A 16,328-nucleotide genomic window follows, 5' to 3' on the forward strand; every position below is an offset into this window, starting at 1 on the left:
TAGCGGACCCAGGGGGAGCGGGCCGGTTGACGGGGTTGGGACACCCGATTGGCCCAGCGGGGCTACGCTTGCCGCGGAGGCCGCTGTCATGGTTACGGCCGTGGTGGCCAGCACGGTTGCACCGCGCAAGAGCGCACGGCGATCCAGTCCGTTCGCCTTGGCGCCAGTTGAGTGAGGCTTTTGGGGTAGCGGAGTTGTCATTTTTTCCTCCCAGTTTTTCGTTGGAAGGAAATCATGTTCCCGCAATTGGGCATAAAGCAGGCGGGTTTCGTCGAACAACCTGGGGGTGAAGCGGAAGTCGCGTCCTTAGCCGGAGCCGGGCCGGCTTTGTAGGGTGGGCAATGCTGGTCGTGCGAATGCGCGCCCGATGACAGACCCCGCGTGCCCACCATCGTTCTGCGATGGATCGGTGGGCACGGCGCTGTCGCGCCTTTGCTCATCCTACGTTGTCGCGCTCAGATCGGATCCCAGGTGAAGACGTCCGCCGAGCGATCGAGCTTGGAGAATGATCCCTTCAGCGCCGGCATGCCGTGCTCGGCGATGGTCTGCGGCGTCCAGCCTTCGCTGCGGTGAACCGAGCGCACCGGACGATGCTGGCCGAACAGGAAAATCTCGTTCATGCGCACGCCAAAAATCTGTCCGGTGACGTCCTTGGCGTCGTCGCTGAGCAGATGGGCGCAGACCGGCGCGATCTTCTCCGGTCCCATCTGCTGGATCTTCGCGACGCGCGCCTTCTCGGCTTCGGTCTCGGTCGGGATGGTGCCGATCATGCGGGTCCAGGCGAATGGCGAGACGCAGTTCGAGCGCACGTTGAAGCGGCCCATGTCGAGCGCGATCGACTTCGAGAGGCCGACGATGCCGAGCTTGGCGGCGGCGTAGTTGGCCTGGCCGAAATTGCCGATCAGTCCCGAGGTCGAGGTGAAGTGCACGAAGGAGCCGCTCTCCTGTTCGCGGAACAGCCGCGCCGCGGCGTGGCTGACGTAGAACGAGCCCATCAGATGCACCTTGATGACGGATTCGAACGCTTCGACGCTCATCTTGTGGAAGATCATGTCGCGCAGGATGCCGGCATTGTTGACGACGCCGTCGAGCCGGCCGAAATGATCGGTCGCCGTCTTCACTATCTTGCTCGCGGGGATCGCTTCCGCAACCGACTCGAAATTGGCGACCGCCGTGCCGCCGCGCTTCTTGATTTCTTCCACCACTTCCTCGGCGGGAGCTGCGCTGTTGCCCGCGCCGTCGGCGGCGCCGCCGGGATCGTTGACCACGACCTTTGCCCCTTCGGCGGCACAGAGCAGGGCGATCTCCCTGCCGATGCCCCGGCCCGCGCCGGTGACGATGATGACTTTGTCTTGCAGTGATTTGGTCATGGTGGTTCTCCGTCCTGTTTGTCGATAGCTGAAGGAGGCTCGGTCTTGTCATGCGCGGGCTTGACCCGCGCATCCATCCTTCTTCGGAGGATGATGGATTGCCGGGTCAAGCCCGGCAATGACAGATCAGACCTTTCACTTCTCGTTCGTAAAAATGATCGTGCCGGACGCCGCGAACATGCCGCCGACGCCGTGGCACACCGATATCCTGGCGTCCTTGACTTGCGCCGGCGCGATGCCGCGCATTTGCCGCACGCTCTCCTGCAGCGCATACATGCCGTACATGCCCGAATGCATGTAGCTCAGGCCGCCGCCATTGGTGTTGAGCGGCAGCTTGCCGCCGGGGCGCGTGTTGCCCTCGGCGATGAACCTGCCGGTTTCTTCGTGCGGCATGAAGCCGAGATCGCCGAGACCGAACAGCGGCAGATGCGCGAAGGCGTCGTAGATCATCAGATGATCGACGTCCTTGTGGGCGATGCCGGCCTCCTTGAACGCGAGCGGTCCCGCCGTCGTGAAGGCGCGCGAGGAGTTGAAGGTCTCCATCTGGCTGACCATCGGCGTTTCCACACTCTCGCCGGTGCCGAGGATATAGACCGGCTTCTGCGGAAAATCCTTGGCGCGGCCGGCCGAGGTGAGGATCAGCGCGCCGCCGCCGTCGGTGACGAGGCAGCATTGCAGGATGCGGAACGGATAGGCGATCATCTTCGAGTTCAGCACGTCCTCGACCGTGATCGGCGCCTTCATGGTGGCGCGCGGATTCTTCGCGGCCCATTCGCGCTGCACCACCGCGACCATGGCGATCTGCTCATGGGTGATGCCATAGGTCTTCATGTAGCGCAGCACGGGTATCGGAAACATGCTGGGCGGACCGAACACGCCGAACGGCGACTCGAACTGGCCGTTGAGGCTGTCCGGCGGCGTCGAGCGCGGCAGCTTTCCGATCATCGACTTGCCGCTCTCGGCGTGCGTGATCAGCACGGTCTTGCAGAGGCCTGCCTCGATCGCGGCCGCGGCGTGGCGGACATGCAGCATGAACGAACAGCCGCCGACGGAGGTGCCGTCGACCCAGGTCGGCTTGATGCCGAGGTAATGGGCGATCTGCTGCGGGGTTTCCACCGCGGTGGCGATGCCGTCGATGTCTGACAGTTTCAGTCCGGCATCGGCGATGGCGTTGAGCGCCGCATCCGCGTGCAGCTGGATCTGCGACATGTTCGGGATGACGCCGAGTTCGGTGGTCTCGGCGGCGCCGACGACGGCGACCTGGTTTCTGCGCATGGTGCTTAACCCTTCGCCGGACGGAACTGGGGAAGGGTGATCTTGTCGTCGAGCTTTTCGAAGGCGACCTCGAGCTTCATGTCGAGTTCGAGCGCTTCGGGCGTCTGCGGGCAATCGATGATGTTGCTCATCATGCGCGGACCTTCGTCGAGTTCGACGACGGCGATCGCGTAAGGCGGCGTAAAGCCGGGCGCGGCGGGGCGATGGTTGATGACATAGCTGTAAAGCCTGGCCTTGCCGCTCGCCTTGAACACGCTGACCTTGCGTGAGGCGCAGGACGGGCAGAACGGGCGCGGCGGGAAATAGACGTTGGCGCAGGCGTCGCAGCGCTGCAGGCGCAATTCGCCGGCCGCAGTACCGTCCCAAAAATGCTGGGTTTCCGGGGTCGGCTTCGGTTTAGCGCGCGCTGGCTCCGCCATATCAGGCATTCCTCCTTGAGGCGGGCATCGGCCCGCATGTTGCGATCTTGATGCGACATTTGACCATTCCCCGTCAACGGTCCAGCGGCGCTGTCGCATGGCCGCATTCCCCCAAGCCAAGGGCGCTTGTATGCCAGTGATTTCCCGCGCTAGGGTGTTGCTGATTGCGCCGCACGGAATGCGCGCGATGACGGAGACGATGTGCGAACGATTCGAATAGGATCCGGTGCCGGCTATTCGGGCGATCGCATCGAGCCCGCGGTCGAACTCGCCGAAAAGGGCGACATCCAGTACCTGGTGTTCGAGTGCCTCGGCGAGCGCACGGTAGCATTGGCGCAGCAGGCGCGCATGAAAAACCCGGAAGGCGGCTACGATCCGCTGCTCGAAGAGCGTATGCGGGCTGTGCTGCCGGTTTGTGGGGCCAAAGGTATCAAGATCGTCACCAATATGGGCGCGGCCAATCCGGAAGCCGCCGCACGCCGGACCGCCGAGATCGCGAAGTCGCTTGGGCTGTCCTCGCTGAAGATCGCCGCCATCGTCGGTGACGACGTGCTCGATGCCTGCAAGGACGGCGATCTGCCGATCATGGAATTCGACGGCACCATCAAGCAGCTCGGTAACCGCCTGCTGTCGGCAAATGCCTATCTCGGCGCCGAGCCGATGGCAGAGGCACTGATTGCTGGCGCCGATATCGTCATCACCGGGCGGGCTTCCGATCCGGCGCTGTTTCTGGCGCCGATGATCCACGCCTTTGGCTGGGCGATGGACGACTGGAACTTGCTCGGGCAGGGCACCGTCGCCGGGCATCTGCTGGAATGTGCGGGCCAGATCACCGGCGGCTATTTTGCCGATCCTGGCTACAAGGATGTTCCGGACCTGGCGCGGCTCGGTTTTCCGATCGGTGAAGTCGGCGAGGACGGCAGCCTTGTCATCACCAAGGTGAAGGGTTCCGGTGGCGCGGTAACGGCACGGACCTGCAAGGAGCAGTTGCTCTACGAGGTGCACGATCCCCGGCAGTATTTCCAGCCGGACGTGGTCGCGGATTTTTCGCAAGTGACCATTGAGGAGATCGGGCCCGATCGTGTGCGCGTCAGCGGCGGGCGCGGCCACCAGCGAACCGATACGCTGAAAGTCTCGGTCGGCTACGTCGACAGCTATATCGGCGAAGGGCAGATCTCCTACGCCGGCCCCGGTGCGCTGGCGCGCGGCCGGCTCGCGCTGGAGATCGTGCGCGAACGGCTGAAGTTGACGGGCGTTGCATCCAGCGAACTGCGGTTCGAACTGGTCGGCGTCGATTCCCTGCACGGTGCGGAAGTCTCCAGCCACGCAAACGAGCCCTATGAAGTGCGCGTTCGGGTCGCGGGGCGCACGGAAAATCTGCGCGAGGCGGTCAGGATCGGCAACGAGGTCGAAACGCTCTATACCAACGGCCCGGCTGCCGGGGGCGGCGCCTGGAAATCCGCACGCGATGTCGTTGCGGTGGCGTCCGTGCTGTTGCCGCGCGAATTGGCAAAACCGCAAGTTCGTTTCGTGGGGGCATAAGGTGAAGCTGCGCGAGATTGCCCATTCCCGCACCGGCGACAAGGGCAACATTTCGAACATTTCCGTCATCGCTTATGACGCGAAGCATTATCCGCTACTGCGCGAGCAGGTCACCAGCGAACGGGTGAAGGCGCATTTCGCCGGGGTCGTTGAGGGCGAAGTGGTTCGCTACGAACTGCCCAATCTGTCGGCCTTGAATTTCGTGATGGCGCAGGCGCTCGGCGGCGGCGTCACCCGTTCGCTGGCGCTGGATGCCCACGGGAAATCGTTGAGCTCCGCACTGCTCGATCTCGACATTGAGCCAGGATCGGACGACAAGTAGCGTAGCGAAGAGAAGCAGCGAGAGAAAGTCATGCCGAACATACCAACACTTGCCTCACTCGCCGCCGATCTCGATAGCGGAGCGACCTCCGCCCGCAAGCTGGTCGAGGAATGTCTCGCCAAAATCGCCGACTCCTCGGGTGAGGGGTCACGCGCGTTCATCCATGTCGACAAGGAAGGCGCCGTAGGCGCGGCGGACGCGATGGATCGGCTGCGCAAGGCCCATGCGGCGCCGTCGCCGTTCGCCGGCATCCCGGTCTCGATCAAGGATCTGTTCGACATCAAGGGGCAGGTGACCCGCGCCGGCTCGCGGGCACTCGAGGAAGACTGCACGCCGGCCGAGGCCGATGCGCCCGTGGTGGCGCGGTTGCGCCGTGCCGGCTTCATCGTGATCGGCCGCACCAACATGACCGAGTTCGCCTATTCCGGCATCGGCATCAACCCGCATTACGGCACGCCGAAAGGCACCTGGAACCGCAGCGTTGGCCACGTGCCCGGTGGCTCGTCCTCGGGCGCGGCGGTCTCGGTCGCGGACGGCATGGCCCACGGCGCGCTCGGCACCGACACCGGCGGCTCCTGCCGGATTCCGGCGGCCTTCAACGGCATCGTCGGCTTCAAGCCGACGCAACGCCGCGTGCCGCTCGACGGCGGCGTGCCGCTGTCCTTCTCGCTCGACAGTTTCGGGCCGCTGGCACGCACGGTGCAGTGCTGCGCGACGATGGACGCCGTGCTGGCTGATGAGCCTGAGCTATCGGTGTTGCAGCCGCGGCCTATCAGGGGCATGCGGCTGGCGGTGCCGACCACGGTCGCGCTCGATGATCTCGATGACGAGGTCGCCAGGACGTTCGAGCGCGCATTGGAAACGTTATCGCGGCAGGGCGCGCTGATCGAACGGATCGAGGTGCCGGAATTTCTCGATGTCGGCGCGATGAACGCCAAGGGTGGCTTTGCGGCGTCGGAAAGTTATGCGTGGCACCGCTATCTGATCGTGAGCAAAGGCGACGTCTACGATCCCCGCGTGCACGTCCGCATCCTGCGCGGCGAAGGCATGAGTGCGGCCGACTATATCGATCTGCTCGGCGCGCGAAAATCGTTCATCGCGCACACCGAAGCGCGCATCGCGCCCTATGACGCGCTCGTCATGCCGACCACGGCCAACACTCCGCCTGTCATTGCCGACCTCGCCGACGACAAGGCATTCGCGACGCAAAACCTGCGCGCGCTCCGCAATTGCACGCTGATCAACATGCTCGACGGCTGCGCGATCTCGCTGCCCGCGCATCGCGAAGGCGAGGTACCGGTCGGGCTCATGCTCGCAGGAGCGGGCGGAAGAGACCGCTGCATCTTTGAACTCGCGGCCGGAATGGAGAATGTCATCCGTGGTTGATCTTACCTTTACTGTTCAGGACAAGGGCGCGCCGACGCCGCTGACGCTTGCGATCGATCAGGCCGTGATTGCCGGCTGGACCGGGCGCGATCCGGTGGCGCGCGACAAGCACATTGCCGAACTGGAAGCGATCGGCATCGCGCGGCCGGCCTCGACGCCGATCTACTATCGCGTCTCCGCGTGCCGGATCACCACCACTGACAGCATCGAAGTCAGCGGCGGCGATTCCAGCGGCGAGGTCGAGTTCGTGCTGATCGGCTGGCAGGGCCGCATCCTTGTCGGCTGTGGCTCCGATCATACCGATCGCAAGGTGGAAGCCTACAGCGTCACGGTTTCGAAGCAGATGTGCGACAAGCCGATGGCCTCCGTGCTGTGGGAGCTGGAGGACGTGATCGGCCACTGGGACCAGATGATCCTGCGCTCCTGGGCCGTTATCGACGGCGCGCGGGTGCTGTACCAGGAAGGCACGCTCGATGCCATGCTGCCGGTCAAGGACCTGATCGCGCGCGGCTTTGGCGGCAAAGGCCTGCCGGATGGTTGCGCGATGTTCGGCGGCACTTTTGCGGCCAAAGGCGGCATCCGCCCGGCAAGCCGGTTCGAGTTCGAACTGGAAGACCCGGTGCTGAAGCGAAAGATCGGCCACGGGTATGATGTGATCGCGTTGCCGGTGCTGGGTTGATCTCATAGCTTCCGCTGCTGCGATTCGTTGTCTGGCGAAGGTTCGCGAAACTGCAGCGGACGTGCGCGTGCAGTCGTGGCCTCGGTCTCGCTAATGATGTTGGCCTTCGACAGCCGATCTATGACAACGTTTCGCCGGTCTCGGGCGATGTCATTCCTTCGGCCGAGCAGCGCTGGCGCTCTAGGCAAAGCTGTGATCAGTGCGATTTCGTCGACGCTCAATAGTCCGAGCGGCTTATCAAAATACGCCATCGAAGCAGCACCGACGCCATAGCTGGCGCGCCCCAAATAGCTCTCATTCAAATAAATTTCGAGGATGCGGTCGCGCGACAAGATTTGGGCAATGCGGCCCATGAGCACGATGTTCCCGATGTGCCAGTCGATTCCTCTGCAACACTCTGGACTAAGCGAAATGAGGCACATTGTGACCGACGTCGTTATGCCCGACGGTTGAGGACGGCGATTGAAGGCCATGGCAGCGCCGAATTCGATTAACGGATTTAACGACAGCCGTTCATAAAACTCGGGCTCCTCGTAAGCGATGGCGGCTTGGCGGACGAGCGGAGGTATCTCAGCGAGCGGAACATAGGTTCGCCGGTCACTAACCGAGCAAGCTGGTGCAGTCGATGAAAGCGTAGCGAGTTTGTCCTTGTCCGGAAGGCCGATGCGGTATTCATAGTGCCAGATCAGCAAGCCTTCGAGTATCAACAGCCCCGTCCCGGCTACCGAAAGCAGCGCCACAACCAACTTGCCGATGATGATAAATGGCTTGCGCATCGCTCATGAATAGCGGAGGTGCTACCCGCATAGGTTACATTGTTATGGTGGAAAACGTCGAAATTGGGCCGTCTGAAGCCTGGTAGTTGTAATTGCCGCAGGCTCAGCCCTGTTCGGAAATCGGGTGGCTGAAGGCCCGCCGCTTTGCGAAACTGCCCGCCATGAAAGCCACCGCAAAAGCCACCGAGCACCACGCCTTCCCCGACATCGCCGCCCGGGTCGATGCCGTCGACTGGACGCAGGTGACGGCCGATCTCGACGGGCAGGGCAGCGCCGTGCTGAAGGGATTGCTGGCGCCGGACGAATGCCAGGCGCTTGCCGCCCTCTATCCCGATGACACAAAATTCCGCAGCCGCATCGTGATGGGGCGTCACGGATTTGGGCGCGGCGAATACAAGTATTTTTCCTATCCGCTGCCCGATCTGATCGCGGAACTGCGCGCGGCGCTGTATGCGCGGCTGTGCGGCATTGCCAATCGCTGGAACCAGACGATGGGCATCGATATCCGCTATCCCTTGGCGCATCAGGCGTTCCTGAAGCGCTGCCACGACGCGGGGCAGGTGCGGCCGACGCCGCTGCTGCTGCAGTACGGTACTGGCGACTACAATTGCCTGCATCAGGATCTCTATGGCGAGCATGTGTTCCCGCTGCAGGTTGCGATCCTGCTCTCGGAACCGGGGCGCGATTTCACCGGCGGTGAATTCGTGCTGACCGAGCAGCGGCCGCGGATGCAGTCGCGGCCCGAGGTGGTGCCGCTCATGCAGGGCGACGCGGTGGCATTTGCTGTGCATCACCGCCCGGTGCAGGGGACGCGCGGGTTCTATCGCGTTAATCTGCGCCATGGCGTCAGCCAGATCCGCTCCGGCCACCGTCATACCGTCGGCGTGATCTTTCACGACGCCAAGTAATTCACCACGCCAAGTGAGTGCGAAGCGAATTGACTGCAGATTTGTTCGACGCCATCGCCGATGTGCAGCCGTCGCGGGAAGCGATGGCCGATGGTGCCGTGCTGCTGCGCGGCTTCGCGCTGCGCTTTGAAGCCGATCTGATTCCGGCGCTGCGCGGGATCGTGGCCGAGGCGCCGTTTCGTCATATGTCGACGCCGGGCGGTCATCAGATGTCGGTGGCGATGACCAATTGCGGCAATGCCGGATGGGTCACCGATCGCACCGGTTATCGCTATGACGGCGTCGATCCCGAGTCCGGCCAGCCGTGGCCGGCGATGCCCGCGGTGTTTCGCGAACTGGCCGCCGAAGCGGCGACCGAGGGCGGCTTCGAACACTTTTCACCCGATGCCTGCCTGATCAACCGCTACGAGCCGGGCGCTCGCATGTCGCTGCATCAGGACAAGGACGAGCAGGATTTTGCCGCGCCGATCGTCTCGGTGTCGCTGGGGCTGCCGGCGATCTTCCTGTTCGGCGGATTGAAACGCAGCGACAAGCCGGCCCGGTTTCGGCTGGTGCATGGCGACGTCGTGGTCTGGGGCGGGCCGTCGCGGCTGTTCTTTCACGGCGTGGCGCCGCTGGCCGACGGAGAACACGCCGCCATCGGCCGCCAGCGCATCAACCTGACTTTTCGAAAAGCGCGCTGAACGATAGGCTAACCGCTTTCCATCGAAGTTTCGTCTGGTCTATGCTCTCCCCGGGCGGGGAGCGAAATATGACGACCATCGAGGCGAAGGCCGACAGCGGCGCGGGCGCCAGCCGCACCGGCATTTATCTTGCCGTGCTGCAACTGATCTTCACGCTGGGTTGGACGACCTACGTCATCTACCTGCCGAAGCTCGCAGCGCAGGTCGGGATCGCACCCGGCATGGTGATCTTCATCCTGATGCTCGATCAGGCGATCTTCACCATCACCGACACCGCGATGGGAATTGCGGCCGACAAGATCGCACCCTTTATCGGCCGGCTCGGTGTCTTCGTCGGCATCCTGACCGCGATCTCCTGCGCGGCGTTCGTAGCGTTGCCGTTCGTGGCCGGCACGGGTCCGGGCGCGCAAGCCTGGTTCATCGTGCTGATCGTGATCTGGGTCGTGACCTCCTCCGCGTTGCGTGCACCACCGCTGACGCTGCTTGGCAAGCATCGCGCGCGGTCACAGGTGCCGTTGCTGGCGGCGCTGGCGATGCTGGGTTATGGCCTGGCCGGCGCGATCTCGCCCTATCTCGGCACGGTGCTGCGCAACCATGATCCACGGCTGCCGTTCCTGATTTCGGGCGTCGTCCTGCTGCTCACCACGCTGGCGCTGTCGAAGGTCGAGCGCGATGCTGCGGCGCAAGCGCCTGCCCCGAGCGAGACGGCGGTTCCGGCCAAAGCGCTCGGCACGATCCCGATGTTCTTCATCGCGTCGATGGTGATCCTGTCGCTCGGCTATCAACTGCACTTCAGCCTCAACAGTTCGTCGTTCTTCCTACGTTTCACGACGCAAGATCAGTTGCAGTGGCTGCTGCCGGTGTTCTGGATCGGCTTCAACATCGCGATGTTTCCCGCAAGCGTCGTGGTCAAGCACCGCGGCGGGCTGGTCGTGATGGGAGCGGCCGGCCTGCTCGGTGCGCTGGCGGTGCTCACTGCTGAGCTGTCTAACAGCCTCAACGTCCTTATCGTTGCGCAGTTCGTGGCCGGCGCTGCCTGGGGTTGCATGCTGATGAGCGCGGTATCGGCGGCGCTGGCGATCGGGGACACCGGCGCCGAGGGCAAGGTGATCGGGCTGATGTTTTCAGCGTTGGCACTGGCGACCTTTGCGCGGATGGCGGCGGTCGCTGGCGGCCTGCAAAAGCTGCCGGAATACGCGCCACTGTTGCACTGGGCGCCGGTCGCCTGCTGGGCGGCCGCGGGTGCGGGCCTGTTGGTGATCGCGGCGTCGCGAATGCAGCGCGGCCTGCAGGAGCGGAGAGTTTAACAGTCATTCCGGGGCGCGCGTTAGCGCGAACCCGGAATCTCGAGATTCCGGGTTCGTCGCTTCGCGCCGCCCCGGAATGACGACACTTACGGCATCGCCGGATGAATGAACGTCCACGGGCTGACTTCCGAATCGGTCGGCACTTCCACCGAAATCACATACGGCCCGCCATCGGCCAGCGCCTTTTCCAGCGCCGCACGAAAATGATCGGGCGAGGTAACGCGCGCGGCACCGACGCCGAAGGATTCCGCGAGCTTGACGAAATCCGGATTGACCAGATCGGACGCCACCACGCGGCCGTCGAAGCGTTCGCGCTGGTCGCGCCGTACATTGCCGTAGGCGTTGTTGTTGAAGACCAGCGTCACCACGCCGATCTTGAACTGCACGGCGGTTGACAGTTCCTGCACGCCGAACATGAAGCCGCCGTCGCCGGTTATCGCGACCACCGGCCGGTCCGGATGCGCGACCTTGGCGCCGAGCGCGGTCGGGAATCCCGAACCGAGCGTGCCCTGATAGCCCGAAGTAATGAAGGTGCGCGGCTCATAGATCGGAAAGCCGTACCAGGAGGCGAAGCCGACCTGCGACAGTTCGTCGGTGACGATGGCATTCGGCGGCAGCACCTCGCGCAGGATGTTCAGATAGGCCATCTGCGGCTGTACCTTCTGGATCTCCTGATGTGCCGCAGCGGTGGCTTCGCGGATCGCGGATCGCCGTCCGTTGGTCCTGCTGTAACCGGCTTTTTTCACCGCCGCGACCAGATCGGCGGTGCCGGCCTTGGCGTCGGCGACCACGGCGGCGTCCGGCGTCAGCCGCCGCATTTCCGACGGATCGATATCGATACGGATCGACTTCAGGCCGGCCGGCTGGAACGGCCATCGGAATCCCGAAGCTGGCAATTCCATGCGCGTCCCGATTCCGATCATCAAATCGGTCTGCGGCCACAATTTGTAGGCCGCCGCCATCGTTAGCCCGAGTTCGTGCGCGTTGGAGACGATGCCGCGGCCGCTGCGGAACGCCACCACGGGCGCATCGATCATTTCGGCAAGCTCGAGGATTTCCTCGCGCGCGTGGATCGCGCCGCTGCCGACAAAGATCATCGGCCGCTTGCTGCCGGATACCAGCGCCGCTGCCGCTTTGATGCGGTCAGGGTCAGGCTGCGGGGCCGGGAAGGGATTGAACGGTTCTGAACTGCCGACCTGCGCACGCTGCGTGAACACGTCCCACGGCATTTCCAGCGACACCGGGCCGCGTCGTCCCGACTGCATTTCCTGGAATGCGCGCGAGACCTTTGCCGGGGCGTCGTCCGGATATTCGATTCTATCAGCCCATTTGACGAAGGTGCGCAGCGTCGCGAGCTGGTCCGGCATCTCGTGCAGATGGCCACGGCCCTTGCCGAGAAACGCCGTCGGCACCTGGCCGGTCAGGCATAGCACCGGCTCGTTACAACCGAACGCCGTCAGCAGCGCCGCACCGGCGTTGAGCACGCCGGGGCCGGGCACCACGCTAAAGACGCCGGGCTTGCCGCTGGCGCGCGCATAGCCAAAGGCCATATAGCCGCAGGCCTGCTCGTGCCGCGCGCCGATCACTTTCAACTGTGCCTGATGGAAGGCGTCGAACAGCCCGTAGACCTGCGCGCCGGGCAGGCCGAACACGGTATCGACGCCGTGCGCGAGGAGGCCGTTGACGATCGCTTCGCCGCCGGATGTTGAAGTCATGTCACTGTTCCATCATTGCAGAGATTGTTCAGGCCTCGTCGGCAACGCCATTGCGCAGCATGCCGACGCCTTCGGCTTCGACCTCGATGACGTCGCCGGGCTTGAGGTAGCGCGGCGGATCGAACCGTGCGCCGGCCCCCGTCGGCGTTCCCGTCACGATGACGTCGCCGGGCACCAGCGTGGTGAAGGTCGAGATGTAGTTGAGGAGATAACTGAAGCCGAAAATCAGCCGCGAGGTGCGGTCGTCCTGTCGCGTCTCGCCGTTGACCTTTGTGGTCAGGCGGACATCTGCGATCTGCGATTCACTGGTGTAGGGAACCAGCCACGGGCCAAGGCTGCCGGTGGAATCAAAGTTCTTGCCCTGGGTGACATTGAACTTGGCGTGCCGCACCCAGTCGCGGATGGTGCCTTCATTGCACAGCGTGACGGCGGCGATGTGATCCAGCGCGTCGCTCTCCTTGATATGACGGCCGGCCTTGCCGATCACCAGCACCAGTTCGCCCTCGTAATCGAGCTGCGCTGACGCGCGCGGACGCACCAGCGGCGCGTTGTGGCCGACAAAGGAGCGCGGCGTGCGCATGAACATGCTGGGGAATTTCGGTGCGTCCTGGCCGTCCTTGTATTCGGCGTTGCGGTCCGGGTAGTTCACGCCGATGCAGATGATCTTTTCCGGCGCCGGGATCGGCGGCTGCCAAGCGATGGCGTCGAGCGCATGATCCGGTGAGCGCTTTGCGGCGTCCTCGGCCAATTTCATCAGCGCGCCGGCGGCGATGGCTTCACGCAGCGTCGGATATTCTTGTCCGAAGCGCGCGGAGAGATCGATGATGCCGGTGTCGGTGACGGCACCGTATTTGGTGACGCCGCCGATCGAATAGGTCGCGAGGCGAGGTGAGGTCATCTGGGTGTCCTAATCCGCAATCGTGACGTCGGCGACGAATGCCGGTTCGCGCACGGCTTGCCCCGTGAACGGCGAGCCCTGCTCGAACCAGGAGCGCGGCGCCGGTGCGCCCCACAGCGTTTGCCGGCGCGGATCCCTGAGCGACCAGCGCAGCGGCTCATGGTCGTGATCGCCGGTAAAATAGTCGCTGGTATAGAGCTCGAGGCGGTGGCCGTCGGGGTCGCGGATATAGAGGAAAAAGGCGTTCGAAATGCCGTGGCGGCCGGGGCCGCGCTCGATATTCTTGAGGAAGCCGCTGGAAGCCATCACGTCGCAGAGATGCAGCACGTTCATCGCCGTCGGCACCCAGTAAGCGAAATGGTGCAGGCGAGGGCCCTTGCCGTTGGTGATGGCAAAATCGTGCACGTTGCCCTTGCGGTGCATCCAGGCTGCCGCGATGCGTCCGTTCGGCCCGTCCTCCTCGCCATATTCGGTCAGCCGAAAACCGAGCCGCGCGTAGAAATCGACGGTGCCCTGCACCTCGGCGGCGAAGACGTTGAAGTGATCGAGCCGCTGCGGATGGCAGCCCTTGTAGAGGTCGTAGCGCCGCAGCAGGTGCGGGCGCTTCTCCATTGTCGCATAGAGTTCGATCTGGAAGCCGAAAGGATCGGTGAAGTGCAGCGTGCGGCCCTGGAACGGCTGCTCGGCGAAGGCGTAGGTGATGCCGTTCTCGGAGAAGAAGCTCGCGGCCTTGTCGAGATCGCCGTCATTGCCGACCTTGAAGCCGAGCCGGTTGCACGCCGCCGCCTGTGCCTTGCGCAGCACCAGCGAGTGATGCTGATGCTCTTCGGCGCCGCGCAAATAGACCGCCTTGTCGTCGCGGTCCTCGACATGGAGGCCGACGGTCTTCTCGTAAAAATCGCTGCTGGCGTTCAAATCCGTCACGTCGAGCACGGCGTGGCTGGAGCGGATGATGTTGAACGGCGGATCGAAGATGTGTGTAGGTACCGGCATGGCGTTTCCCTGATTGGCTTCGTCATTCCGGGATGGTGCGCTAGCACCAGACCCGGAATCTCGAGGTTCCGGGTCCGGTCCTTCGGACCATCCCGGAACGACGATGACTGTTAAATCCCCAGTCTCTGAATCTTGTGCGTCCCGCGCGCCAGCGAGACGTGTTTGGTTTCCATGTAGAAGTCGAACGAATAATCGCCGCCGTCGCGGCCGATGCCGGACGATTTCATGCCGCCGAACGGGGTGGGCAGATGGCGGACGTTTTCGGAGTTGAGCCAGATCATGCCGGCTTCCAGCGAATCCGCGACGCGCAGCGCGCGGCCCATGTCGCCGGTCCAGACGTAGCCGGTGAGGCCGTACTGTACGCCATTGGCGATTTCGATCGCGTCATTCTCGTCCTTGAACGGAATCACGGTCAGGAACGGGCCGAACACCTCTTCCTGCGCGACACGCATTTTGGCGTGCGCACCTGTGACCAGCGTCGGCTGCACGTAATGCCCGCCGCCGGGGCCGTCATGCGGCTTGCCGCCGACCGCGATGGTCGCGCCGTCCTTCTGTGCGACCTCGAAATAGCTGCAGACCTTTGCGAGATGCCGCTCGTGGATCAGGGGACCGATTTCGGTCACGGGATCGAGCGGGTGACCGATCTTCAAAGCCTGCACGCGCGTCGTCAGCTTTTCGATGAATTTTCCCGCGATGCCCTGCTGGACCAGCAGTCGGCTCGACGAGGTGCAGCGCTCGCCATTGAGCGAGTAGATCATGAAGACCACCGCATCGAGCGCACGGTCCAGATCAGCGTCGTCGAACACGATCACGGGGTTCTTGCCGCCGAGCTCGAAATGCACGCGCTTCAACGTCGGCGCGCCCTGCGCCATGATCGCCGAACCCGTCGAACTCTCGCCGACGAACCCAATCGCCTTGATCGCGGGATGTTCGGTCAGCGCCTTGCCCGCCTCTTCGCCGATGCCGTGCACGGTGTTGAGCACGCCATCGGGCACGCCGGCCTGTTTTACCAGTTTTGCAAGGAGGTCAGCCGTCACCGGCGACCATTCCGCGGGCTTGTGCACGACGGTGCAGCCGGCGGCGAGCGCCGGCGCGATTTTCCAGGTCGACAGCATGAACGGCGTGTTCCACGGCGTGATGACGCCGACCGGACCGATCGGCACCCGGGTCGAGATGTTCCAATGTTCCTCGCTCGGCGTGTTGAGCCCGTCGCGAGCCTCCGCGCATTTATCGGCGAAGAAGCGGAAATTCTCCGCGGCGCGGATCGCCGCCTTGGCCATGAAGCGGTGGGCCTGCCCGGTATCGATGCATTCGAGCACGGCGATATCGTCGGCGCGGTCTTCGATGGCGTCGGCGACGCGATGCAGCAGCTTCTTGCGCGTCGTCGCCGGCATGTCGCGCCAGGATTTGAACGCCTGCGACGCCGCCGTGGCGGCGCGGTCGATATCATCAGGATTGCCACGCGCAACGGAGGCCAGCACCGCGCCATCGACCGGCGATTTGGTCTCGAAAGTTTGCCCTGATGTCGACGGCACCACCTTGCCATCGATCATGTGCCCGATGCCCTCGGCCTTCAGTTTCGCGAGCAGGGGAGCTGCGCGGTCGCGATTGGCCTGAAACACGTCTTTCGGGGTGACCTTATCCATTGACCGTCTCCACCTTCAAAGCTTCGTGGATGTTGTTGCGCTTCCAACTGGCTTCCTTGTCGTTGATCTGCATGTCGAACGACAACGCGAATTTTGTTTCCTTGAACACCGGATCGAGGTGGGCGGACAGCGTCTTGAAAATGTGCTCGCCGGCCTTCTTTCGCGTGGCAAGATCGCGGCCTTCACCGAGTCGCAGCACCATGTCGAGGAAGCCGTAATTTTGCCTGTTGTCGGCGATCGCGTAGTGCTCGCATCTGATCGCGCGGACCCGGATGCCGCCGAGCGGAAAGATGCCGGTTTCAACCGCGGCCTTGCGCACCAGTTCCACTACCGCACCCATATCGACGCGCGCATCGAGATTGGCGGAGTATTCGATCGTGAAATGCGGCATGTCGGTACTCCAGCGTTT

At 63.6% G+C, this 16,328-nt stretch carries 16 protein-coding genes; 7 read left to right on the forward strand and 9 right to left on the reverse strand.

Going from position 1 to position 16,328, the window contains the following annotated elements:
* Positions 1–455: 455 nt before the first annotated feature.
* The 3 genes from JQ600_RS14550 to JQ600_RS14560 all read right to left on the reverse strand — a co-directional run bounded on the left by JQ600_RS14550 (position 456) and on the right by JQ600_RS14560 (position 3,064).
* A complete protein-coding gene (locus JQ600_RS14550; RefSeq protein ID WP_212000628.1) occupies positions 456–1,370 on the reverse strand; it encodes an SDR family oxidoreductase in 915 nt (304 codons plus the stop codon).
* Positions 1,371–1,505: 135 nt separating this feature from the next.
* Complete coding sequence (locus JQ600_RS14555) at positions 1,506–2,645, reverse strand: thiolase C-terminal domain-containing protein (RefSeq protein WP_212385740.1); 1,140 nt, start codon at positions 2,643–2,645, stop codon at positions 1,506–1,508.
* A gap of 5 nt (positions 2,646–2,650) precedes the next feature.
* Positions 2,651–3,064, reverse strand: a complete 414-nt coding sequence (locus tag JQ600_RS14560) for a Zn-ribbon domain-containing OB-fold protein (protein ID WP_192737329.1) — start codon at positions 3,062–3,064, stop codon at positions 2,651–2,653.
* A gap of 201 nt (positions 3,065–3,265) precedes the next feature.
* Between JQ600_RS14560 and JQ600_RS14565 the strand changes: the two genes are divergently transcribed.
* The 4 genes from JQ600_RS14565 to JQ600_RS14580 are packed head-to-tail and all read left to right on the forward strand — an operon-like array spanning position 3,266 to position 6,993.
* The gene (locus JQ600_RS14565; protein ID WP_212385739.1) at positions 3,266–4,606 is read left to right on the forward strand and encodes an acyclic terpene utilization AtuA family protein; all 1,341 of its coding nucleotides are present in this window, start codon (positions 3,266–3,268) and stop codon (positions 4,604–4,606) included.
* A 1-nt stretch (position 4,607) separates the two neighbouring features.
* Complete coding sequence (locus tag JQ600_RS14570) at positions 4,608–4,928, forward strand: hypothetical protein (RefSeq protein WP_212385738.1); 321 nt, start codon at positions 4,608–4,610, stop codon at positions 4,926–4,928.
* Positions 4,929–4,958: 30 nt separating this feature from the next.
* Positions 4,959–6,314 (forward strand): amidase, encoded by a 1,356-nt coding sequence (locus tag JQ600_RS14575; RefSeq protein ID WP_212385737.1) that lies wholly within the window; start codon positions 4,959–4,961, stop codon positions 6,312–6,314.
* Positions 6,307–6,993 (forward strand): DUF2848 domain-containing protein, encoded by a 687-nt coding sequence (locus JQ600_RS14580; protein WP_212385993.1) that lies wholly within the window; start codon positions 6,307–6,309, stop codon positions 6,991–6,993. The genes JQ600_RS14575 and JQ600_RS14580 overlap by 8 nt, the downstream gene beginning before the upstream one ends.
* Before the next feature lie 2 nt (positions 6,994–6,995).
* Here the strand turns inward: JQ600_RS14580 and JQ600_RS14585 are convergent, their stop codons facing one another.
* A complete protein-coding gene (locus JQ600_RS14585; RefSeq protein ID WP_212385736.1) occupies positions 6,996–7,769 on the reverse strand; it encodes a transglycosylase domain-containing protein in 774 nt (257 codons plus the stop codon).
* Between the two features lie 161 nt (positions 7,770–7,930).
* On the opposite strand from JQ600_RS14585, the gene JQ600_RS14590 reads away from it, so the two are divergent.
* The 3 genes from JQ600_RS14590 to JQ600_RS14600 all read left to right on the forward strand — a co-directional run bounded on the left by JQ600_RS14590 (position 7,931) and on the right by JQ600_RS14600 (position 10,667).
* Positions 7,931–8,677, forward strand: coding sequence for a 2OG-Fe(II) oxygenase (locus JQ600_RS14590; RefSeq protein ID WP_212385735.1), 747 nt, complete (start codon positions 7,931–7,933; stop codon positions 8,675–8,677).
* A 29-nt stretch (positions 8,678–8,706) separates the two neighbouring features.
* On the forward strand, positions 8,707–9,360 hold the full coding sequence (gene alkB, locus JQ600_RS14595; protein WP_212385734.1) for a DNA oxidative demethylase AlkB: 654 nt from the start codon (positions 8,707–8,709) through the stop codon (positions 9,358–9,360).
* A gap of 68 nt (positions 9,361–9,428) precedes the next feature.
* The gene (locus tag JQ600_RS14600; RefSeq protein ID WP_212385733.1) at positions 9,429–10,667 is read left to right on the forward strand and encodes an MFS transporter; all 1,239 of its coding nucleotides are present in this window, start codon (positions 9,429–9,431) and stop codon (positions 10,665–10,667) included.
* A gap of 86 nt (positions 10,668–10,753) precedes the next feature.
* Here the strand turns inward: JQ600_RS14600 and JQ600_RS14605 are convergent, their stop codons facing one another.
* The 5 genes from JQ600_RS14605 to JQ600_RS14625 form a co-directional block, all read right to left on the reverse strand.
* On the reverse strand, positions 10,754–12,382 hold the full coding sequence (locus tag JQ600_RS14605; RefSeq protein WP_212385732.1) for a thiamine pyrophosphate-dependent enzyme: 1,629 nt from the start codon (positions 12,380–12,382) through the stop codon (positions 10,754–10,756).
* Between the two features lie 28 nt (positions 12,383–12,410).
* Positions 12,411–13,280: a fumarylacetoacetate hydrolase family protein gene (locus JQ600_RS14610; protein ID WP_212385731.1), complete on the reverse strand. Its 870-nt coding sequence runs from the start codon at positions 13,278–13,280 to the stop codon at positions 12,411–12,413.
* Between the two features lie 9 nt (positions 13,281–13,289).
* Positions 13,290–14,273, reverse strand: coding sequence for a 3,4-dihydroxyphenylacetate 2,3-dioxygenase (gene hpaD / locus JQ600_RS14615; protein WP_212385730.1), 984 nt, complete (start codon positions 14,271–14,273; stop codon positions 13,290–13,292).
* Positions 14,274–14,383: 110 nt separating this feature from the next.
* Entirely contained in the window at positions 14,384–15,919 is a 1,536-nt protein-coding gene (hpaE, locus tag JQ600_RS14620) for a 5-carboxymethyl-2-hydroxymuconate semialdehyde dehydrogenase (RefSeq protein WP_212489964.1), read from the reverse strand.
* Entirely contained in the window at positions 15,912–16,310 is a 399-nt protein-coding gene (locus JQ600_RS14625; RefSeq protein WP_212385728.1) for a 5-carboxymethyl-2-hydroxymuconate Delta-isomerase, read from the reverse strand. Before JQ600_RS14625 ends, hpaE begins: the two co-directional genes overlap by 8 nt.
* Between the last annotated feature and the right edge of the window lie 18 nt (positions 16,311–16,328).

Origin of the sequence: Bradyrhizobium sp. AUGA SZCCT0176 (genome assembly GCF_018130145.1) — a bacterium.
Lineage (GTDB): Bacteria > Pseudomonadota > Alphaproteobacteria > Rhizobiales > Xanthobacteraceae > Bradyrhizobium.